This window comes from Streptomyces sp. NPDC088725 (assembly GCF_044751305.1).
In the GTDB taxonomy this organism is placed as follows: Bacteria; Actinomycetota; Actinomycetes; order Streptomycetales; family Streptomycetaceae; genus Streptomyces.
The window spans coordinates 114,027-135,583 of the sequence record NZ_JBIVLO010000008.1 but is presented as its reverse complement, the minus strand read 5'-3'; the positions used below and the strand labels follow the sequence as shown (position 1 = coordinate 135,583).

The 21,557-nt window shown below is 70.5% G+C and carries 15 protein-coding genes; 7 read left to right on the top strand and 8 right to left on the bottom strand.

Features of this window, described 5'->3' with window-relative positions; genetic code table 11:
• The first annotated feature begins 9 nt into the window (after positions 1-9).
• A complete protein-coding gene (locus ACIP6N_RS21300) occupies positions 10-459 on the top strand; it encodes a hypothetical protein (protein ID WP_401817582.1) in 450 nt (149 codons plus the stop codon).
• Positions 456-1,124, top strand: a complete 669-nt coding sequence (locus tag ACIP6N_RS21295) for a twin-arginine translocation signal domain-containing protein (protein WP_401817581.1) — start codon at positions 456-458, stop codon at positions 1,122-1,124. Before ACIP6N_RS21300 ends, ACIP6N_RS21295 begins: the two co-directional genes overlap by 4 nt.
• A 110-nt stretch (positions 1,125-1,234) precedes the next feature.
• On the opposite strand, the gene ACIP6N_RS21290 is transcribed toward ACIP6N_RS21295, so the two are convergent.
• From ACIP6N_RS21290 to ACIP6N_RS21280, 3 genes are all read right to left on the bottom strand, one after another.
• Positions 1,235-4,369 carry a glycoside hydrolase family 2 TIM barrel-domain containing protein gene (locus ACIP6N_RS21290; protein ID WP_401817579.1) on the bottom strand — a complete coding sequence of 1,045 codons (3,135 nt, stop codon included), beginning with the start codon at positions 4,367-4,369 and terminating at the stop codon, positions 1,235-1,237.
• 266 nt (positions 4,370-4,635) lie between these two features.
• Complete coding sequence (locus ACIP6N_RS21285; protein ID WP_401817578.1) at positions 4,636-6,219, bottom strand: ABC transporter substrate-binding protein; 1,584 nt, start codon at positions 6,217-6,219, stop codon at positions 4,636-4,638.
• A 554-nt stretch (positions 6,220-6,773) separates the two neighbouring features.
• A complete protein-coding gene (locus tag ACIP6N_RS21280; protein ID WP_401817577.1) occupies positions 6,774-7,712 on the bottom strand; it encodes a catalase family peroxidase in 939 nt (312 codons plus the stop codon).
• A 565-nt stretch (positions 7,713-8,277) separates the two neighbouring features.
• On the opposite strand from ACIP6N_RS21280, the gene ACIP6N_RS21275 reads away from it, so the two are divergent.
• Together ACIP6N_RS21275 and ACIP6N_RS21270 are read left to right on the top strand one after the other, a co-directional pair.
• Positions 8,278-8,973, top strand: coding sequence for a thioesterase II family protein (locus tag ACIP6N_RS21275; RefSeq protein WP_401817575.1), 696 nt, complete (start codon positions 8,278-8,280; stop codon positions 8,971-8,973).
• 26 nt (positions 8,974-8,999) lie between these two features.
• Positions 9,000-11,822: an AAA family ATPase gene (locus ACIP6N_RS21270; protein WP_401817574.1), complete on the top strand. Its 2,823-nt coding sequence runs from the start codon at positions 9,000-9,002 to the stop codon at positions 11,820-11,822.
• A 69-nt stretch (positions 11,823-11,891) separates the two neighbouring features.
• On the opposite strand, the gene ACIP6N_RS21265 is transcribed toward ACIP6N_RS21270, so the two are convergent.
• Complete coding sequence (locus ACIP6N_RS21265) at positions 11,892-12,524, bottom strand: response regulator (RefSeq protein WP_401817572.1); 633 nt, start codon at positions 12,522-12,524, stop codon at positions 11,892-11,894.
• Entirely contained in the window at positions 12,517-13,737 is a 1,221-nt protein-coding gene (locus ACIP6N_RS21260) for a sensor histidine kinase (RefSeq protein ID WP_401817570.1), read from the bottom strand. The genes ACIP6N_RS21265 and ACIP6N_RS21260 overlap by 8 nt, the downstream gene beginning before the upstream one ends.
• Positions 13,738-14,071: 334 nt before the next feature.
• Here ACIP6N_RS21260 and ACIP6N_RS21255 point away from each other — a divergent pair, with 334 nt between their 5' ends.
• Genes ACIP6N_RS21255 through ACIP6N_RS21245 form a run of 3 tightly spaced genes read left to right on the top strand, consistent with a single transcriptional unit; the run spans position 14,072 to position 16,762 of the window.
• A complete protein-coding gene (locus ACIP6N_RS21255) occupies positions 14,072-14,638 on the top strand; it encodes a hypothetical protein (RefSeq protein ID WP_401817569.1) in 567 nt (188 codons plus the stop codon).
• Between the two features lie 31 nt (positions 14,639-14,669).
• Positions 14,670-15,170, top strand: coding sequence for a PH domain-containing protein (locus ACIP6N_RS21250; protein WP_401817567.1), 501 nt, complete (start codon positions 14,670-14,672; stop codon positions 15,168-15,170).
• Positions 15,167-16,762 (top strand): PH domain-containing protein, encoded by a 1,596-nt coding sequence (locus ACIP6N_RS21245; protein ID WP_401817566.1) that lies wholly within the window; start codon positions 15,167-15,169, stop codon positions 16,760-16,762. Before ACIP6N_RS21250 ends, ACIP6N_RS21245 begins: the two co-directional genes overlap by 4 nt.
• A 115-nt stretch (positions 16,763-16,877) precedes the next feature.
• On the opposite strand, the gene ACIP6N_RS21240 is transcribed toward ACIP6N_RS21245, so the two are convergent.
• Genes ACIP6N_RS21240 through ACIP6N_RS21230 form a run of 3 tightly spaced genes read right to left on the bottom strand, consistent with a single transcriptional unit; the run spans position 16,878 to position 21,455 of the window.
• A complete protein-coding gene (locus ACIP6N_RS21240) occupies positions 16,878-17,651 on the bottom strand; it encodes a 4'-phosphopantetheinyl transferase (protein WP_401817564.1) in 774 nt (257 codons plus the stop codon).
• Positions 17,648-18,598 carry a metallophosphoesterase family protein gene (locus ACIP6N_RS21235; protein ID WP_401817562.1) on the bottom strand — a complete coding sequence of 317 codons (951 nt, stop codon included), beginning with the start codon at positions 18,596-18,598 and terminating at the stop codon, positions 17,648-17,650. The genes ACIP6N_RS21240 and ACIP6N_RS21235 overlap by 4 nt, the downstream gene beginning before the upstream one ends.
• Positions 18,579-21,455, bottom strand: a complete 2,877-nt coding sequence (locus ACIP6N_RS21230) for an AAA family ATPase (protein WP_401817561.1) — start codon at positions 21,453-21,455, stop codon at positions 18,579-18,581. The genes ACIP6N_RS21235 and ACIP6N_RS21230 overlap by 20 nt, the downstream gene beginning before the upstream one ends.
• Positions 21,456-21,557: the final 102 nt, after the last annotated feature.

Sequence of the window (21,557 nt, the reverse complement as noted above, 5' to 3'; positions counted from 1 at the left end):
AACGGCGGTATGAAGCAATTCGGAGCGATGGCCGTCGTGGTGCTCGTCGTCGCGTGGGCGGTGTGGAACCTGTGGAACGTGTACCGCGTCGCGATCGGCCTGCGAAGCGGTTCATGGCGACGCCCGATGTGGTGGACACGGCTGTGCTCCGTCTCGCTGTTCGCCGCCCTCATCGCCTGGATCCGGGGTCTGTTCAGTCAAGGACTCGATGCCGCCGAGACATGCAGGTTCGTTCATCACGTGCCGTACGACGACGGCTACCGGGGGGCACACGCCGAGGAATTCGGGCAGATCTTCCCGCTGCACAGCAACTGCAACGCGCAGTACGACATGGTCCCCGCGTGGGTCAATCCGGCCATCGTGAGCGGCCTCATCATCTCGCTGCTCGCCGTTGGCGTCCTCCTGGGGTACGGCGTCGGCCACCTCAACAGCTTGTTCAGAAGGGAGAACCAGGCATGAAGCTGACTGGTCTGTCACGGCGGCGGTTCATCGGTGCCAGTTCCGGTGTCGCGGCCGCCGCGGCGCTCGTCAACCTCGGCGGGGCGGACTACGCCTCCGCCGACACCGGCACCGGCACATGGAACGGGGCGACGTCGGAGAACGGCTGGCCCGTCCTGGACGCGCCGACCGCCTTCACGATCGAAGGCAGCGGCCAGAAGGTTCCGCTCGCCGGCGGGGACGCCGCCACGGTCCTCCTGCACGTGGCGCGAAGATTCCACTACGAGATGGACTCACTCCGTGCCGGCGACGTCCTCGGCTGGACCGGCGACCGGAAGGTGACCGCCCCCTACGAGTCCAACTACCTGTCCGGCACCGCGATAGCGATCCGCCCCGCGTGGTACCCGGTCGGCTCGAAGGGCAACCTGTACCCCGGCGAACTGGTCGTCGTCCGGGACATCCTCACCGAACTCGACGGTGTCGTCGCGTGGGGCGGTGACTTCGCGACGCCGAAGGAATCCCACTTCGAGATCGCGCTCAAGGACGGCCACCCCCGGCTGAAGGGTGTGGCTCGCAAGATCCGCGGGTGGGACGCGGGCCCGGGGGACGACGGCGCCGGTTCGATCGACGCCTTCGACCCGCGGCGCCGGAGTGCGGCGCAGGCGTTTGAACGGCGTCTCGCCTGACACCTGCCCGCGCCGCGTGCCGTTCCCGTCGAGCCCATCGCCTGTGGCGGTGGGCTCGACGCGTCTCGGTTCCTTCGCTTCGCACGGCACGGTAAGAGCCGCAGGAGCGGTCAGACTTCCGGGACGTTCAGCGTAGTGATGCGGTGGGCGCCCGCCGGGGTGCCGGGGTGGGAGGTGGTCAGGGTGAGTCTGAGGCGGGTGGTGGTCGTGGGGGTGAAGGTCAGGGTGGTGGGGGTGTCCGAGGCGGTGGCCCAGGTGGTCCGCTGGTGGCGGACCGGGGTGTAGGCCGTGCCGTTCCAGTACGACGCCGTCACGGACGCGGGCAGGGTGTGGGTGGCGTCCACGGTGAAGGAGATCTCGACGGTGTCGAGGGTGCGTGGGGCGTCCCAGGTCACGGATACCCAGTCCGTCGGGCGAGCGCCGTTGAAGGCGGGCAGCAGGGCGGTCGCGCTCTTGGAGAAGGCGTTGGACCAGCCGGTGGCCGGATCGCCGTCGAGCATCGCGGACGGCGGAGTGGTCGGTGAGCCCGAGTAACTGGCGTCCGCCAGAGGGTAGTCCGGGGCTGCTGGGCCCGGGTCCGGGGACAGGCGTGGCGGTGGGGTGCGGGTGAGCGCGGCCGCGGGGGCGGCGTGGAGGGTGGTGGTGGCCGGGCGGAGGCCCGCCGATTCCGCGGTGAGGGAGACCTTCCCGGTCGTCGTGCCCGAGCGGACGATGGCGAGGGCCTTGCCGTGGAACGCGGCCCGGGTGGAGGCCTGGTAGCGTTCCGCGCTCTCCTGGCGGCCGTTGTCGACGCCGGCCAGCGAGCCGCCGGTGACGTGGAAGGCGATGAGGTGGTCGGCGTCCGGCACCACGACGCCCTTCTCGTCGACCACCTCGGCCGTGACGAAACACAGCGAGCGGCCGTCGGCAGTGAAGGACGCACGGTCCGGGGTGAGCCGCAGCGCGTGCGGCCTGCCCGCCGTGCGCAGGGTGTCCGTGGCGACCACGCGTCCCCGGCGCCGGGCCACCGCCTTCAGCTCGCCGGGCGCGAAGGGCACCTGCCAGGCGAGGTGCAGTTTGCCGGCACTGCCGTTGGGGCTGGTGTAACTCCCCGGGTAGGGACCGGTGGTGACCGTCTTGTCGTCGCCGGTCGGCTCCGTGGTCTCCAGGTACGTCCGGCCGTCGGTGGTCCTCTTGGTGTCGAACGTCCTCGTGCCGAGCGACCTGCCGTTCAGGAACAGTTCGACGGTGTCGGCGTTCGAGTACGCCCAGACCTCGACGGTCCCGCCGGGCTCGTGGCCGGTCCAGTCCATGGGCAGCAGGTGGACCATCGGTTCGCTGGTCCACTGGCTGCGGAAGAGGTGGTACGCGTCCTTCGGGAAGCCCGCCGTGTCCACCGCGCCGAAGAAGGACGCCTTCACGGGAAAGACGTCGTACGGGGTCGGTTCACCGATGTAGTCCATGCCGGACCACAGGAACTGCCCGATGAAGAACCGGCGGTCACGGTCCTTCTTCAGCCCGTACTCGCCGCTCATCGTCCAGGACGCGAGGTTGTTGTCGTAGGACGAGGCCGCCCGCCGGCCCGGGGTGTGGTTCTCGCCGGTGTTGAGGTGGCCGGGTTCCTGGTACGCGCCGCGGGTCGACGTCGCCGACGAGGACTCGGACTCGAAGAGGAACAGGTGCGGATACCGCGCGTGCAGGGCGTCCACCGAGGCCGCGGTGTTGTAGTTGAGACCGAGGCCGTCGAGCTTGCTGAGCATCCGGTCGGCCGGAGAGCCCACGGCCGGCAGTGTGCGGTACTTGTCCGAGCCGATCACGACCGGCCGGGTGGTGTCGAGGGCGCGGATGCCGTCGATGAGCCGCTGGGCGATACCGAGCCCCGCCTCGCTGGTGGAGTCCGGGATCTCGTTGCCGATCGACCACATCACCACGGCGGGCGAGTTACGGGCCGCCTTGACCATCTCCGCGAGGTCGGCGTCGCTCCAGGCGTCGAAGAAACGGCCGTAGTCGTGCGGGTTCTTGCCGGTCCTCCAGCAGTCGAACGCCTCGACGATCATGAGGATGCCCAGTCGCTCGCAGACCGCGAGCATCTGCGGAGGCGGCGGATTGTGCGAGGTGCGCAGCGCGTTGACGCCCATGGACTTCATCAGGGTCATCTGGCGCAGCAGCGCGTCGGCGCTGACGGCGGAGCCCAGCGCGCCCTGGTCGTGGTGGAGGTCGACGCCCTGGATCTTGGCGTACTCGCCGTTCAGCGTGAGGCCGTTCTCCGGGTCGACCGTGACATGCCGGAAGCCGAAGGTCGTGCGGTAGCGGTCCACCGTCCGTGCGCCGACGCGCAGTTCGGTGTCCAGGCTGTACAGGTACGGGGTGTCGAACGACCAGAGCCTCGGCCGCAGGACGGTGATGTCCTGGACGGCGGCCGCCGCGTCCCCGCCCGCCGTGATCCGTGAACTGGTCCGCCCCACCTCACGGTTGTCCGCGTCGCGGACCGTGGAGAACACGGTGACGTCCGCACCTGCGCCGGACTCGTCGACGACGCGGGTGGTGGCGTGGACGGTCGCGTGGCCCGCCGCGACGGTCCTGGCGAGGCCGGGTGTGGTGACGGTGGTGCCCCAGCGCTCCACGTGCACCGGGTCCGTGACCACCAGCCTGGCCTCCCGGTGGATGCCGCTGCCGGAGTACCAGCGGCTGCTGGGGAGTTGGTTGCGTACCTCGACGGCGATGACGTTGGGCGTTCTGCCGTCGGTGTGCAGGAGCGCGGTGAGGTCGAAGGCGAAGCCGGTGTAGCCGTACGGGTGGTTGCCGACGAGCGTGCCGTTGCAGTAGACGTACGAATCCATGTAGACGCCGTCGAACTCGACGGAGATCCGCCGCCCGGCCAACTCGCGGGGCAGCGTGAAGGAGTTGCGGTACCACCCGAGGCCGCCCGGCAGGAAGCCGGTGCCCGCCGACGTACCCGATTCCGTGGTGGGGGTGAGTTCGATGCTCCAGTCGTGCGGCACCGCGACGGCCCGCCAGGCCGAGTCGTCGTGGCCGGGCTCCGCCGCGCCGGTGAAGGCGCCGGTCGGATCGGTGATGCCGGCCGGATTGGCCAGGGCGAACCGCCAGCCGTCGGCGAGCGGGATCGTACGGCCCGAGGAGGCGCCGGGAGCGGTGGAGGAGGCCGCGGAGTCGTGCGGACCGGCCTGCGCGGGAGCGGGGTTGAGCCAGCCCGCGAGGGGGCCGGCGGCTCCGGCTGCCAGAAATGATCTGCGATTCACTGCCACGCGATGCTCCGCTTCTTCGCCAGCACAGAAACGATCAATAGCAAACAGAATCTCTCACCGTGAGCGGATTCTCCCAGGTGATCTCTGCCGATCGTCAAGTGGCGTGCCGGCGTTTTCTCCGTGAGCCGGTGGGTCCCGGTGGGAAGGACCGGGCCCGGAAAGCCGTCAGGCCCAGGATCCACGTGTCGTGGCCTGGGCCCTGCTGTGGCTGGTACCGGTGGGTGCCGACCGGCTGCCTACCGGTACCAGCCGGCTGTCAACCGGCCTCAGAGCTTGCTGAGTTCCCAGAAACGGAAGACCGTCGACGAGTCCAGCGTCTGTTCCAGACCGTTCACGCTGTCGTACGCGACCGCGTACTGCTTGCCCTGCCAGAGCGGCAGGATCGGGATGTCGCGGGCCACTTGGTTCTGGAGTTCACCGAAGTCCTTCTCGGTGGAGGCCCGGTCGGCCAGCGAGGAGGTGTCCGGGATGATCCGGTCCGTGATGTCCTTGTTCTCGTAGCCGTTCATCAGGACGTTGTCCTTGCCGAAGAACGGCTGGGTGAAGTTGTCCGGATCCGGGTAGTCGGGGACCCAGCCCTTCACGTACACGCCGTACTCGCCGGCCTCGACGGCCTTCTCGTACGGGCCGAACGGGACCGACTTCACGTCCGCGTCGAACAGCCCGCTGTCGTTGAGCTGCTTGGCTATCGCCTGGAGCTCCTGGTCGGTGGCCGGGCCGTAGCGGATCGGTGTGGACCAGAGCGTCAGCCTCACCTTGCCGGTGATGCCTTCGTCACGCAGTGCCTGCTTGGCCTTGTCGGGCTGCGGGTTGCCGCCGTAGGAGGCGAAGAACGCGGTGTTGTGGGCCGTGATGCCCGTGGGGACGATGGAGTACAGCGGCGTCGCCGTCGACTTGTAGACCTCGCTGACCAGGGCCTCGCGGTTGATGAGGTAGGCGATGGCCTGTCGTACACCGAGCTTGCCGGCGACCGGGTCCTTCATGTTGAAGACCAGGTGCTGGACTTCGGCGCTGCTGCCCTCGACGACGTCGATGCCCTTGGACGCGGCGGAGGTGGAGGTCTGCAGCTTGTCGATGTCCTGGACGGTGAGCCCTCGGTAGGCGATGTCGACCTTGCCCTTCTCCAGGGCGGACGCCAGGGCCTTCTGGTCGCCGCGGAAGAAGCTGAGGGTGACGCCGGAGTTCTTGACCCGCGCGGTGCCGTGGTAACCGGAGTTGACCGAGAAGGCGGCGCGTCCCTTGTCGATGACGTCCAGCTTGTACGGGCCCGAGCCGATGGCCTTGCTGTCGTCGCGCAGGCGGTCGGCGGGATACTCACGGTGGTCCACGATGGAGCCGGCCCCCGAGGCGATCTTGCTGGGGAAAGTGGCGTCGCGGACCTTGAGGTGGAAGACGACGGTCTTGTCGTCGGGGGTGGCGATGTCGGCGATGGAGGCGAGCAGCGGCGCCGGGCCCGCCGGGTCGTCGATCCTGATCGCCCGCTCGAAGGAGAACTTGACGTCCTCGGAGGTGAGGCCGTTGCCGTTGCTGAACTTCAGCCCGTCCCGCAGGGTGCACTTGTAGCTGGACCCGCCGTCCTGGAAGCCGCACGACTCCGCGGCCTCCGGCCGGGGTTCCGAGCTTCCGGCGCGGAAGCTGATGAGCGACTGGAAGACGTTGTTGAAGACCAGCCAGGAGCCCGGGTCGTACCCCGAGGCCGGGTCTGTCGCCAGGACTTCGTCGGACATGCCCACGACCAGTGTTTTGCCGGTGCCACCGCTGCCGAACCCGCTGTCCGTACCGCAGCCGCTCAGCAGGGCCATCGTGAGCCCCGCCGCGAGCGGAACGGTGGTGTGCCTCACACGTGCCATCACAGATTTTCGCCTTCGCGCTTTCGTCCGGCCGCACGGGGGCCCGCGCCTCCGGAGAGGGTCAAGAAGTCTGGTCTCGCGTCCCTGCCCCCTGAATACGGCGTTACGCCCGGACTGGGCGTCGCGTTCGACACGTTGGCGCTCGCAGCGACGGAAGCGTCGGTACGGTGCGCGCGAGCGAACGTGATGGGGCCGTATCGCGGAGAGGGGCGGATCGGTCGGAGGGAATCCGGTACCTGTCGCGGCCTGTCAGCGTCTGGAGAACTCCTCGCGTGACAGGGCCTGTTGACGTGCACAGCCGCATAAGTGGCGCAGATCGCTTCGTTGGGAGTTGTCGGCGGTGGTGCTGACGCCCCGGTGTCCGGACACCGGCCGGGTGGCCGCCGGGAATGACGGAGTGTCAACTGCGGTGTTGTGTACGGGAGGTCGCGCGGAAGGCTCCGGCACTCTGCGCGACCCCCTGTCGGCGTCAGTTCCGCCGGTGTCTGTTCTCGGCGTTGTGTCTCGGTGTGGTGCGTCAGTGTCTGTCTCGGCACCCGCTGAGCACCCGCGGCTCAGCGCTTGTGGATCCGGCGGTCGTAGGAGACCGCGTAGATGGTGCTGCGGGCGGCGAGGATCGGGTCGTCCGACGCCTCGATGCCGGGGGTGAGCAGATTGGGGTCGAACGACTGGTCGGCCCAGTGCTCCTGGTCGGCGGCCTCCGCGGTGATCTCCAGGCGGCCCGCGGTGATCTCGGTGCGGTCGGAGGGCCACACCTGAGTGGAGTCGTCGGTGTTGTCGCCCTCCTCACCGAGCTGCACCTTCAGTGTGAAACCGGCGGGGCCGCCCTTGAGGCGTTCGGCCAGTTCAGCGGTGAGGTGTTCCGCGGTCCAGGTGGCCGCCTCTTCGGCGGTGACGTTCTCGACGTCCGAATCGGGCACCCAACGGTACTTGACCGGGCGGACGTTGCCGTCGGCGTCTCGCCAGAGGAAGGCGTGGATGGCCCAGTACGTGTTGGTCACATAGCTGACCGGTGTCGGTATGACCCGGGCGGCCGCGAGACCGGGACCGGCCTCGGGGTGGCTGCCGAGGTAGGTCTTCACCGTGTCGAGATCCGGTGCGCCTGTCGTGGGGTCCGGCTCTCCGGCCCGCAGAAGCCCAAGGAAATTCGCGGGAGTCGACGCGACGAAGCGGTCCAGGTTCACCGCGATGAGGTCCGTGTTGGTGCCGTCCGCCAAATGGAACTTGGTGGCGAATCCGCGTACGGCACGGTCCCCGTCGGAAAGGTGCGGGTTCGTATCCGTGTGCGAGAAACGGACGGTCGCGGAGACCGGATCCGACTGCAAGTGGGCCGCGGTGGTCAGTACGCCCGCCTCTCCGGAAGGCGTGAAGACGGCGTCATAACAAACACCCCTGGCATGCGCGCGACGGTAGCCGGCGTGGGTGCCTTTGAGGTGTTCGATCGTGTCGACAATGTCAACTGAGAGGTGAGGGTTGCTCAGTTCCGAGGGCATGGCCCGCAAATTAGCATGCCTATGTGAGGTCGTTGAGGCTGCCGTGTGGCGATGTGTTCCGCCCGACCGGTGTGTTCCGCACGGCGGTATGGCCGGTGGTCGCTCGGAATGGCGGAAAGCCGGAGGCCCGGTGCCTGGCCGCGGAGCCGGGGAGGGCCGCGGCCGCCTTCGGTGTGCGACGGGCCGGCGCATGAAGATCTGGTGATGATTACGGGCATGCGTGATGTATGAACGTCCGGTTCGCGGGCATGTGCCGCGCTGGACGCGGATTGATTGAAGGCGAAATATCCAGAACGGGTATTGTGACCGTCAACTTCCCTGTGCGTCCGTCACGTTGTGACTTAGGTCTAGGGGTATCCCCTGGATGAACCCCTGTGCCTGGCACGGCGGCTGTTCGGGTGCCTAAATGGAACCGCTGCCAGTAGGGGGCGTGAACGGAAGCGTCCGGCGTTGGAGATTTGGGCATAATTTGAGGTGAAGGGATTTAAGTACGGTGGGCGGACACAGAGAAGCCAGTACTTGGATACGTCGTTACCACCCGTCCGAGGAGAGTCGCGTCCGCCTGGTGTGCCTGCCGCACGCGGGTGGGGCCGCGTCCTTCTTCTTCCCGATGTCCCGGTCGCTCGCTCCCGCGGTGGACGTCATCTCGCTGCAGTACCCCGGACGGCAGGACCGGATGGACGATCCGATGATCGAGAGCGTCGGTGAGTACGCGGACGTGATCGCCGCCGAACTGAGGCCGTGGCTCGACGTCCCGACCGCCTTCTTCGGTCACAGCATGGGCGCGCTCCTCGCGTTCGAGGTGACGCGCAGGCTGGAGAGGGACACCGGGTTCTCCCCGGTCGCCATCTACGCCTCGGGACGCCGGGCGCCTTCCCGGCAGCGCGACGAGCGGGTGCACCTCCGTGACGACGACGGCATGGTGCGCGAGATGAAGCAGCTCAACGGCACGGACACACAGCTCTTCGGTGACAGGGAAGTGCTGCGCATGGTGATGCCGTCGATCCGCAACGACTACAAGGCGGTCGAGACCTATCGCGCGGAGCCCGGGGCCGCGGTGCGCGCTCCGATCACCGTGCTGACGGGTGACAGCGACCCCAGGACCACTCCGGACGAGGCGGAGGCGTGGCGTGCGCACACCACCGGCGCCTTCGACCTCCATGTCTTCGCCGGCGGGCACTTCTTTCTGGCGAACCACCAGGAGCAGATCAACAGGATCGTGTCCGGGGGTCTGACGACCGCGGGCGCGTCCGGCTCCTGATTCATCCGTGAAGCGAACAAGGCGCAGTGCTGGGACGGATTCCTTTGTTGGTCAATCTGGTGGAGCGCGGCAGCGGCATGGCCGCGCTGAATGAATTCTTCGGCAGCGCGGAACAGGGCAGGGGCCATGTGGCTCTGGTCAGTGGCGCGGTGGCCGGTGGCAAGACAGAATTTCTCAGTCATTTCACCGAGCGGGCCATTGAATCGGGCGCGCTGCTGCTCGATGCGACGGGCTCACGCGCCGAGCGCGACCTGCCTTTCAGTGTGGTCCGGAACATATTCGACAACCCGGCTTTCTCTCCCGATGTCCGTTCCGAGGTGATGGGGGTCCTGGACGAGTGGTCCGAGGAGCCGCCCGCCCCGGGGCGCATGCGGGCGATGCCGCGGGTCTCTTCGGCCCTGCTGCGGCTGGCCGAGAAGCGGACCGTCGTCATCGCCGTGGACGACGTCCACTGGAGCGACGAGCACTCGCTTCACTTCCTGCTCTACCTGGCCCGCAGAATCAGGCAGGCCAGGGTCCTCATCGTGCTGACCGAGTCGACGCGGCCGCACCAGGACAACCTCACGTTCCACTCGGAACTCCTGAGCCAGCCCCACTGCGGCCGTATCGCCCTGCGGATGCTCTCGGAACGGGGCACCACACGGGTGATCGCCCACCACCTCTCGCCGAACGCGGCGGCGCGGTCGGCAGCGGAGTGCCACGCCATCACGGGCGGAAACCCGCTGCTGCTGCGGGCGTTGCTGGAGGACTGGCGCGGAGGTGAGTGCGGCGAGCACGAAGGGCCCGTGCCCGGGGAGATGTTCTCGCAGGCCGTCCTCAGCTGCCTGCACCGGGGCGAGTCCGACGCGCTGGCCGCCGCGCGCGGGGTGGCCGTTCTCGGGGGCGCGGAGTCCAGCGGGCTGCTCAGCCGGTTGCTGGGCCTCAGCCTCAGCCGGGTGGAGCGCGCCGTGCACGAACTGCGGCAGTGTGCGCTGCTGGAGGGCCGCACATTCCGGCACGGCGCTGTCCGGGCCGCCGTACTGGACGCGACTCCCGCGCGGGAACTCTCCGACCTGCACAGCCGCGCGGCGCTGCTGCTCCAGGGCGACGGCGCGGCCGCGCTCGAAGTGAGCCGGCACCTGGTCGCCGCGCGCCGTGAACCCGACAGCTGGGGCGTGCCCGTGCTGCGGGAGGCGGCCGAGTACGCGCTGGTCGACGACGACATCGAGTTCGCTCTCCGCTGCCTGGAACTCGCGCGTGACGCGTGCGGGGACGCGGTGCTGAGGGCCGCGATCAAGGCGAGGCTCGTCAGTCTCGTCTGGCGGATCAGTCCGGCCGCCGCCGAGGGGCACATACCCCAGCTGACCTCGGAGCTGGAGACGGGACAGCTCACACCGCGGGACTTCGTCATGTCCGTGTCCTATCTGGCCTGGGCGGGCCGGCTGGACACGGCGGCCGTCGCCGTCGAGGAACTGGGCCGCTGCGCCGAACTGGCCGACGTGGCCGAGGCCGACGAGGCGGCGATCGCGGCCGCCGGCCAGTGGCTGACGATGCTGAGTCCGCCCCTGCGCGCCCGTGTCAAGGCGTCGGCCGGCGGCGGTACGGCACTGCCGAGCACGCCGCGCGGCCGTGCGTCCGACGCGTACGCCCAGGCCGCCGCCACGGTCTGCGCCGCGCTCTCCGACCGGCCCGCGGTCCCGGCGGTCGCGGAGGCCGAACGAGTCCTCCAGCGCTACCACTTGAGCGACAGCACCGTTCAGCCGCTGGTCTTCGCGCTGCTGGCACTCGTCTACTCCGACCGGCTCGACCTCGCCCTGTCGTGGTGTGAGCGGCTGCTCGGTGAGTGTTCCGCGCGCCGGGCCCCGGCCTGGCAGGCCCTGCTGTCCGGGGTGCGGGCCGAGATCGCCCTGCGGCAGGGCGACTTGCCGGTCGCCGCGCACCACGCGCGCAGCGCGATGGCGCAGACCTCCGTGCAGAGCTGGGGCGTCGGGATCGCCCTGCCGCTCGCCACCCTGATCCAGGCTGAGACGGGCATGGGCGCGCACAGCGAGGCGATGGCCCTGCTCGAACGGCCGCTCCCCGACACGCTGTTCCAGACCCTTCCCGGGCTGCACTACCTGCGTGCCCGTGGTCGCTGCCACCTGGCCACCGGACGCTTCCACGCGGCCCTGCGGGACTTCCTGGCCTGCGGAGAACTCATGGAGGGGTGGGCCATCGACACCCCCGATCTGGTGCCGTGGCGGCTCGACGCCGCGGACGCCTGGCTCGCCCTCGGTGAGCCGGAACGGGCCAGGAGCCTCGCCGAGAGCCAGGCGCGCCGGGGCCGCGCGGCCGGTGAAAAGGCGCCGCGCGGTGCGCTGTTGCTGCTCCTGGCGCGTACCAGCAGTGACTCCAGGCGGCGGCTCGCGATGCTCAAGGAAGCCGTCGAGATCCTGGAGAACGGCGGCGACCGTCTGCAACTTGCTCTCGGCCTTGGCGAGTTGGCGCGGGCATATCGGGCCCTGGGGGAGTCGAACCGGGCCCGGATGCTGGTACGCAAGGCCTGGCACGTGGCCAAGTCCTGCGGTGCCGAGCCGCTGTGCCGTCAGTTGATCCCCAACCATACGGAAGGCGCGTCCGACCCCGCGGCGTACGTATCCACGGGCGAGAGCGACGCGCCGAGGGACGCGGAGACGCTGTCCGAGGCGGAGGCACGCGTCGCCCTGCTGGCCGCGCACGGGAACACGAACCGGGAGATCGCCACCAAGCTGTTCGTGACGGTGAGCACGGTGGAGCAGCATCTCACCCGTGTGTACCGGAAGTTGAACGTGAAGCGGCGCCGGGACCTGCCGACGAAGCTGTCCGACAGCGCTCTCGTCGGCATCGCCTGAAGCAAGGGCGTCACCGCGCCTGCCGGTACGGAGTCCCCCGACTCCCTACCGACAGGCGCGACGGCGCCGTCAGGCCAGCAGCCCCCGCTCCATGGCCGTGATCACGGCAGCCGTACGGTCCGACACGTCGAGCTTCTTGAAGGTGCGCAGCAGATGCGTCTTCACCGTCGCCTCGCTGATGAACAGTTCCCTGCCGATGTCCGCGTTGGTCAGCCCCCGGCTCACCAGCCGCAGTACGTCGCACTCGCGCCCGGACAGCGGTGACGGCGTCGTTCCCCGCGCCCGGAACAGCTTGCCCGCCAGCGACGGTGTCAGTACCGTCTCGCCGCGAACGGCCGCGTGCACCGCCTCGATCAGCTCCACCCGTGACGTGCCCTTCAGCAGGTACCCGGCGGCGCCGGCCTCGACCGCGCGCAGGATGTCGGCGTCGTCCTCGTACGTGGTGACGATCACGACCCTGGTCCGCGGCGACTCGCGCAGGATGTGCCCGGTCGCCGTGACCCCGTCCATCTCGCCCATCCGCAGATCGAGCAGGACGAGGTCCGGCCTGAGCGCGGCGGCCCGGGTCACCGCCTCCTCGCCGGAGCCCGCCTGTCCGACGACACGGATGCCGGGGGCCGACTCCAGGATGGCGCAGAGCCCTTCCCGTACCACCGGATGATCATCGGCGAGCAGGACCTCGATCGTCTTCGCGTCACTCATCGGCTGGCTCCCCACTGTCTGTGTCCAGGGGCACCGACACCTCGACGGTGGTGCCGTTCCCGGGGCTGCTGCTCACCACGGCGGCGCCGCCGGTCTCCGCCGCGCGCGCCCGCATTCCGCGCAGCCCGAACCCGTCCTGCTCACCGTCCGGGACGAATCCCTCACCGTCGTCCCGGATCACGAGGCGGACGGTGGTGTCGTCGTACGCCACGGTCACGTCCACCGCGCGGGCGTGCGCGGCGTGTTTGCGTACGTTGGCGATCGCCTCCTGCGCGGACCGCAGCAGTACGACACCGGCCGCGACCGGCAGCGGCCTCTCCTCGCCCTCGACGGAGCACCGCACCGCGAGGCCCGTCTCCTCGGCCAGGCCGTCCGCCAGCCGGCGAACGGCCTGCACCAGGGAACTCCCGCGCAGTCCCGGAGGCGTGAGCGCCGAGACGAAGTCCCGTGCCTCCGCCAGGCTTTCCCTCGCCACCCGGCCGGCCAGCCCCAGGTGCTTGCGCGCGAGGTCAGGGGTGTCGTCCACCTCGGCCTCGGCAGCCTGCACCAGGCTGATGATGCTGGTCAGCCCCTGCGCCAGGGTGTCGTGGATCTCCCGGGCCAGCCGCTCGCGCTCGGCGGCGACGCCCGCCTCGCGCGACAGCCTGGCCACGCTCTCGCGGCTGCGCCGCAGTTCGGCGATGAGCGCGCCGCGTTCCTTGCTCTGTCCCACCACGCGCGTGATCCACAGCCCGAGGAGGACCGACAGCGTCATGCCGAGCAGTGACGTGGGCAGCACGGCCAGGATGTCGGGGTCGAACGCGCCGCCGCGTATCCGGACGACTGCCACCGGAAGGAGGTTGGCCCCCATGGCGAGCACGATGGACGCCGGTGCCGACAGGCTCATCATCAGCATCGGGACCACCGCGAACAGTGCGAACGAGGCGGTCAGGTCGAACGCGGCGGCCGTGGCGAACAGCGCCAGCAGCCCGGCCGAGAAGACGGTGTTCCGGCGCCCGCGTCCGTCGTGGAGCATCACGTCACGGCCGAGGACCCCGTACCAGACGACGATCAGGGTCAGCGCGCCGATGGAGACCGCGCGGTGGACCTGCTCCCCGGGGGAGGTGAACAGCAGGACCGTCGTGACGGCGTAGGAGATCGCGAAGTAGCCGTCCCACAGGCCGAACCAGCGGCTTCCCGTCGCAGGACCGTAGCTCGCGCCGGTCGGTGCCACCTCTTCAGCTCCCTGCGTGTGCGTCCCGGTGTGCGTGCCGGTGTGAGTGCGGTGTGTACGTGTACGGGGCCGCCGTTCCCCCGAGGACGGCGGCCCCGTACGGGACCCGCGGAGAGTCACCGTGGATCCCCCCATGGGTGACTCCCCGCGGGTGAGTCCCCCCGTGGGTGAGCTCCATCAGTCAAGTCGTACCACGGGCCCACCGGTGTCCACCGATCGGTTGACAGCCGTCCCGACGTCCGGTCGTCCCGCCGGCGCCGGCGCCGCCCTAGCGTGATGACAGCGGCAGCGAACGTCGCGAGAACCAGTGCCGCCGAAGGTCGGGAGCCGTCCCATGAGCCAGTTTTTGACCGCGCTTGTCGCCGGCGCGACGATTCTGACCCTCGTCCTGGCGACCGATCTCGGTCACCGGCGCATCACCAGGTGGCGCGCGCCGCGCTCCGTGCTCGCGGTCGTCATCGTCGTCGCGATCCTCGTCCGCTCCGTCCCGACTGCGGGCAACGATCTGTCGCTTCAACTGGCCGGGATCGGGGCAGGCGTGATCTGCGGGCTGATCGCCGGCGCTCTGCTTCCCGTCTGCCGCGACGAGGCCGGTGAGCTGCGTACGATCGGCGGTGCCGGTTACGCGGCCGTCTGGATCGTCCTGTCCGGCGCCCGGGTCGTCTTCGCCTACGGCTCCGAGCACTGGTTCGGCGAGGGGCTCATCCGCTTCAGCGTCGACTACGGGTTGAGCGGGCAGGACGTCTACGCGAACTCGTTCGTCTTCATGTCGCTGGCCATGGTGCTGGCGCGTACGGGCGCCCTGCTGGTCAAGGTGCGCCGCCTGCGCGCCGCGGAGGCCGCCGTCGCAGGCGCTCCGCGAACCGGGTCCGAGCAGGCGTCCGGCACCGGCGCGCTGTGAACCGACCGCCGAACAAGAACGGGACGGGACAGTGGAACACACAGAAGAACTGAGGCTCCGACCGCCTCGTCACCGTGTCGAGAGCCGCGCGATCGGCTGGTGGACCGTGCAGTCCTCGCTTTTCGCCCTGCCGCTTCCGATCACGTTCGCGGTGCTCTGCCTGTTCATTCCGCCGGCCAGGGAAGTGTTCGGATGGCTCCTGCTCGCGACGCTCGTTCCCGGAGCCCTCTACATGGCCGTCATGCCGGTATGGCGCTACCGGGTGCATCGTTGGGAAACCACCGACACGGCCGTGTACGCGTCGTCCGGCTGGCTCTGGCAGCAGTGGCGTGTGGTGCCGCTGTCCCGGATCCAGACGGTGGACACACTGCGCGGACCGGTGCAGCGGCTGTTCCGGCTCTCCGGGATCACCGTGACCACGGCCTCCTCGTCGGGCGCCGTGCACATCAGCGGACTTGACCACAAGGTCGCGGCCGAAGTGGTGGAGCACCTGACCAGGAACACCGAGGCCACACCCGGAGACGCGACATGATGCCCTCCGGCACCGCCTCCGCCTCCCCTCCCCCTTCCCCCTCCGGCACCGAGGCGCGGCAGCGGCCCGCGCCCGCGGACGAGACCACCGCGGGCAGGCTCAACTCCCGGCTGATCCTGGTCAATCTGAGCATGCTGGCCGCGCCCGTGGCCACGTTCGCCGTCACCACCGTGGTCACCGGCGGGGACATCGGCCTCCAGGGGCTGATCACACTCGCCTCGTTCTCCCTCACCTTCCTGGTGATCGCGGGCATCAGTGTGATGCGGCTGATCACCACCCGGTACTGGGTCACGGCCGACCGGGTGGAGCTGCGCTCGGGGCTGCTCTTCCGCAGCCACCGCTCGATTCCGGTGGACCGCGTACGCGGTGTCGACCTGACGGCGAACCCGCTGCACCGCCTGTTCGGCCTCACCTCCGTACGGATCGGCACCGGCGAGCAGTCCTCCTCGTCCGACAGGAAGCTCTCGCTGGACGGCATCAGCGAAGACGACGCCGTACGGCTGCGCCGAGAGATCATCGAACGGCGCGAGGCCGCACGCGGGTCGGCGCACCGGACGCGGGACGGCGTCGCACCGATCCTGACCATGGACTGGGCCTGGCTGCGCTACGCGCCGCTGACCGTCTGGGGGATCGGCGGTGTCTTCCTCGCCGCCGGCAGTGTCTACCGCACGCTGGACGAGATGCGGGTCGACCCGCTCGAACTCGCCATCGTCAAGGACTTTCAGCACCGCCTCGGCTCCGTACCGCTCTGGTTCGGAGTCCTGCTCGCGGTGGTCGTCATCGTGGCCATCGGTGTCATCGGCTCGACCGCCACCTTCGTCGAGGGCTGGTCCCGATACGGCCTGGAGCGCGAGGAAGGCGGCAACTTCCGTATCCGGCGCGGACTGTTGATCACCCGCTCCACCACGATCGAGGAGCGCAGGCTGCGCGGCGTCGAGGTGTCGGAGCCGATGCTGCTGCGCTGGGCGGGCGGCGCGCGGCTCAGTGCCGTCGCCGGCGGCCTGGGGTCCAGGGACGAGAACCGCAGCCGGAGCCGGCTGACACCGCCGGTGCCGAGGCGGACCGCGCTGGCGGTGGCCGCCGACATCCTGAAGGAGGACGAGTCTCCGACCGCCCCGGACACACTCGTCGCCCATCCCCGGGTGGCGCTGCGCCGGCGGATCAACAGGGGCGTGAGCGTGGTCGTGGCGACCGCCGCCCTGTTCACCGGGTTCGGCCTGTGGCTCACACCGGTCCTCGTGCACACCGGCTGGGTCCTGGCGCTCGTCCTGCTGCCCGCCGTGGTGGCGCTGGCGTACGACGCGTACCGCACCCTCGGCCACGGGCTGCGCGGGAACTACCTGGTCGCCAGGGCCGGAGCGTTCGCACACCGTACGGTCGCGCTCCGGCGGGACGGGATCATCGGCTGGTCCGTCTCACGCTCGCTCTTCCAGCGCCGGGCCGGGCTGTTGACCCTGGGCGCCACCACGGGTGCGGGCAACGGCGTCTACAAGGTGCGGGACGTGGCCGTCTCCGAGGGCCTGGCCTTCGCGGAAGAGGCGGTTCCCGAGCTGCTCGCCCCGTTCATCGAACGCGGACCCGGTCGCGGCTGACCCCGCGTGCGGACCCGGGCGCGGCCGACCCCGCGTGCGGACCAAGGCGCGGCTGACCCCGCCGCGCCCGGTCCGATCCCGTCCCGCCGGGCTCCGTCCCGCCGTGCTTCGGTGATTACGGGGTTGCCGGGGACGCCAGGGACTCACCGGAAGTTCCGGTGCCCGCCGGGGCCGGCGCGGAGAAGGCGATGGCGGTGACGAGGAGGCCGCGCTCGGCCAGCCAGCCGCCGGAGAACCGGTCGACCACACGGCCGTGCGGCCCCCGGGCCGGGCGCAGTATGCGCGCCTCGAAGGTTCCGCGCCCCGGGGTGTCCGTCGCGAACGTGATCTCGGCGTCGTCGAAGTCCAGCTCGGTGCGCATCATCGGGTACCACGTCTTGTAGACGGCCTCCTTGGCGCTGAACAGCAGCCGGTCCCAGCAGATGGCACGGCCGCCCGGACGGCCGGCGCCCGCTGCCGCGCCCCGCACACCGCCGCCCGGAGCGCCCGCTGACTCCCGCCGCAGCCACGCCTGTTCGGCCGGCAGCGCGATGCTCTCCGCCAGCCCCGCGGGCAGCGGCAGATCGGGCTCGGCGTCGATCCCGACCGCCAGTACGCCGGAGGACCTGGCCAGCGCGGCGGCGCGGTAGCCGTCGCAGTGCGTCATGCTGCCGACGATCCCCGCCGGCCACGCGGGCGCGTTGCGTACGCCGGGCAGCACCGGTGACGGAGGCAGGCCGAGCGCCGACAGCGCCTGGCGCGCGCACGCCCGGACCGTGGCGAACTCCCGCCGCCGCTTGTCCACCGATTGCCCCAGCAGGGCCCGTTCCTCCGCGAACAGGGTGTCCTCGCCGAAGTCCTCGAACGAGTCCGCGCAGGCGAAGGGCGCGGGCAGCAGTTCCTCGATCACGTGCTCTCCTGTTTCCTGACGGGCGGCCAGTCGGTCGCCCGGGGGTCGGGCGCGTACGGCAGGATCTGCCGCAGCAGGCCACGCGGATGGCCGCGTTTGCGCCACTCGCGCGGGTAGCCGATCGAGACCTCCTCGAACCGGACCCCGGCGTAATGAGTGGTGCGCGGGATGTGCAGGTGCCCGTACACGACCGCCGCGGTGTTGAACCGCACATGCCAGTCGGCGGTCAGCTCCGTGCCGCACCACTGCGCGAACTCCGGGCGCCACAGGATGTCCGTGGGCTGCCTGACCAGCGGATAGTGATTGACGAGCACCAGCGGTACGGACGGGTCGTGCGCGGCGAGCCGCCGCTCGGTCAGCGCGACCCTGGCCCGGCACCAGGCGTCCATGCCCGGATACGGGTCGGCGTGCAGCAGGAACTCGTCGCTGCACACGACACCGGCCTCGTGCGCGCGGGCCAGCGACTGCTCCTTCGTCGACGTGCCGGGCGCGCGGAACGTGTAGTCGTAGCCGACGAACAGCGGCGCGACGGCGACCGGGCCGCCCTCGCCCTCCCACACCGGATAAGGATCCTCCGGCGTGCTGATCCCCAACGACCGGCACAGCTCCACCAGATGGAGGTAACGCCGCTCGCCGCGCAGCTCGTTGGTGTCCTCGCGGGGCGTCCACAGCTCGTGGTTGCCCGGCGCCCACACCACTTTCGCGAACCGTTCCGCGAGCAGCCGCAGCGCCCACTCGATGTCCTCGGTCATCTCGGCGACATCGCCCGCCACGATGAGCCAGTCGTCCTCGTGCTCCGGGTGCAGCGAGTCGGTGACCGGCCGGTTGTCGGGCATGCCGACATGGAGATCGCTCGCCGCGAGCAGCCTCCCGCCGCCCGGTGCGGGCCGTGGCCGCTCGGAGGCGCTTCGGTCGGGTACGGAACGGTCAGGCGGTATAAGCGACATCGGTGTCCAAACTGATGGGCAGATCTTGGCGCTGGCTGATGTTGATCTTGCGATAGACGCGGGTCAGATGCTGCTCGACCGTGCTGACGGTGATGAAGAGCTTGGCGGCTATCTCGCGGTTGGTGTAGCCGTACGCGGCCAGCGAGGCCACCCGGCGTTCCGCGTCGGTGAGCGAGGAGACCGCCGTGCTGTCGGCACGCGCCGAGGCTCCCGCGCTCTCGGCCGGAGCGCCGCGCACCGGTGGCGGCAGCAGCGAGCGCGACAGTTCCTCCGCGTTGCACCCGTCCGCGATCCGCCACGCCCTGCGTACCAGCAGCCGGCCGCGGGAGGGGTCGCCGAGCGCTTCGTGGGTCCGTCCCAGATCGGCCAGGGCGCGCGCCGACTCGTACCAGTCACCGCCCTGTTGGAGGAGGTCCACGGCCCGGTCGAGGATCGCGGGCCGCTCGGCGAGCGGCCGGGAGGCCGCGAGGACGCGCAGCGCCATGCCCCGGGTGCGGGTGCGTGCCGCGCCCGACCTGGACAGCTGCTCCTCGGCGAGCCGGCCCGCCTGCTCCGGGTTCTCCAGCAGCAGCCAGGTCTCGGCCGCGCCGACGCGCCACGGGGCCAGGGTCGGTGAGTCCAGACCCCAGGAGCCCATCTGCTCCTCGCACAGCCGGAAGTCGGTGAGGGCCGCGTAGTGGCGTCCGGTGGCCAGCTGGTGGCGGCCGCGGGCATAGAGGTAGTGCAGTCCGTACCGGCTCCGGAACATCGGCTCCGGCACGGGCCTGCTGAGCAGTTCCGCGGCCGTCTCGTGGTGCCCCATGGCGGTCCTGGCCTCGACGAGAACGGACAGGGGCAGGCCCACCGCGACACCCCAGCCGCGCGCCGGAAGGTACTCCAGGGACTTCTCGGCGTACTCCACCGCGTCGGACAGCTGGCCCCGGCGCAGCGCGACGAGTCCCCGGATGGCGCTGAAGTTGGCCCGCCAGCCCGGCGCCTGGCGCGTCACGGACTCGGCGAGGAGCCGGTCGCACCAGGTCGACGCCGCGTTGAGGGCGTCCGCGTAGACGAGCGTCATCAGCGCGGCCCGCAGCGGGTTGACGGTCTTGTCCGACAACGGCACGGTCTCCAGGACCTGTTCGGCCGCCGCGATGGCGCCGGCGTCCGCGCCACGGACGAGCACGGCCTGGAGCGCCCGGAGGGCGGTGTGCCGGGGGGACGGGTCGGCCGTCGGCTCTTCGCGGTTCCGGTGTTGTTCCGCAGGCGTCTCCAGGAGTTCCGCGGCGCCGGGGAAGGTGCACGCCATGGTGAGCCGGGCGAGCAGCAGTTCGCCGCGGAGCCCGGGGTCGGAGGTCTCGGCGACCGTGCCGGCCACCCGCGACATGATCGCCGCGGCGTCCTCGGCGCACCCGCTCCACAGCAGCCCGGCCGCCACGCCGAGCGCGTGGGCCGGCGGCAGCAGCCCCTCGCGGGCGGCCCCGGCCAGTGACATGACCTGCTGGGCCCAGGCCAGCGGTTTGACGCGCCAGATGATCTGGGCCAGCGTCGAACGGATGACGAGGCGCTCCGGCCCGTCCGCGCAGTGGCGTTCGGCGAGTTGGAGGCAGCTCATCGCGAAGGTGATGCGGTCCCCGGCGATCGCCTCGCGGGCCGCGTCGCGGAGCACCCGGGCCACCCACTCCTCGGTGACGGGCGCCTCGTCCGTGTCGGGCGGGCAGTTGAGCAGTTGCCGTGCGACCGCCGTCGGGGCGGCTCCGTTCTCGTGGAGCAGACGCGCGGCCAGCCGGCGCAGCCCGCTGATCTCGGCACACGGCAGATCCTCGACCAGAGCGGTCCGGACCGCCTCGTGCCGGAAACCGCCGTCGTGCAGGATCCCCGCTTCCGTCAGATCCGTGACCGCCCGCCGGACGGCACTCTCGTCGAGGCCGACGAGTCTGCCCAGCAGCGGTACGGAACGGACGCGGCCGAGCAGCGCGACGCCATGGGCGACGCGCAGGGCGTCGGCGCCGCTGCGGTGGACGCAGACCAAGGCGGCCTGCTGGAACATCTCGCAGGTGCGCGGGGCGCCGTGATCGGGGGCGGAGGTGTCGTCGCGGGCGGAACCGCCCTCGTGAGCTGTGCCGTCGTCGGTGGCGGAGACGTGGTCGTCGGCGGAAGCGTGGTCGTCCAGAAGTCCGTGGACCAGCAGGGGATTTCCGCCGGTCGACGCGTGGAAGGCCGGGGCCGGTCCGGCGGCCCGCGCGGCGCCGAGGCGGTCGGCGACCAGCCGGCGGACGCCCTCCTCGGTAAGCGGGCCGATCCGTATGTGGCAGACCTGCGGCCCGTGCAGCAGCTCGTCGAGCGCCGCGGTGGCCGCGCCGCCCGCCGTGCCGGGCCGCAGGCCGCGCGTCACGATCACCCGGAGCGCGTCCGGGGGAATGCGGCGCAGGACGTGGGCGAGGCAGCGCACGGACTGCGGGTCGGCGAACTGGATGTCGTCGACGGCGATCAGCAGGGGAGCGTCATCGGTCAGCGTGGTGAGGACGCGGTGGACGTCCCGCAGGACAGCGGCAGGGACCTCGGCGGCGTCGGCGTCCGCCTCGGTCCCGTCCTCGGCGCCGGCTGCCGGGAACGACGGGGCGACGTTCGTGTGGTGCTCGGGTACGCCCTGGAGCAGCTGCTCCAATACGGCGTAGGGAAAGCCCTGTTCGGCAGGGGAAGCGGCCGCGCTCAGCAACCGGAGGCCGTCGGCCGCCGCCTTCCGGCAGACGTGCGCCAGCAGCTCCGTCTTGCCCGAGGACGCCGCGCCGCTGATGACGCCGAGGCGCTCCGGCCCGCCGGAGACGTCGGTGACGAGCCGGAGGAGGCGGACGGTCTCCTCTTCCCTGTCGACCAACATGTGGCAAGTCCCTTCCCCGTGAGCTTCGGAATGGGGTGGTGCACACACCTCACCTGCCGCGCGTACCCCGGAAATGCGACCGGATGTCGTGCCCCGGCCCCG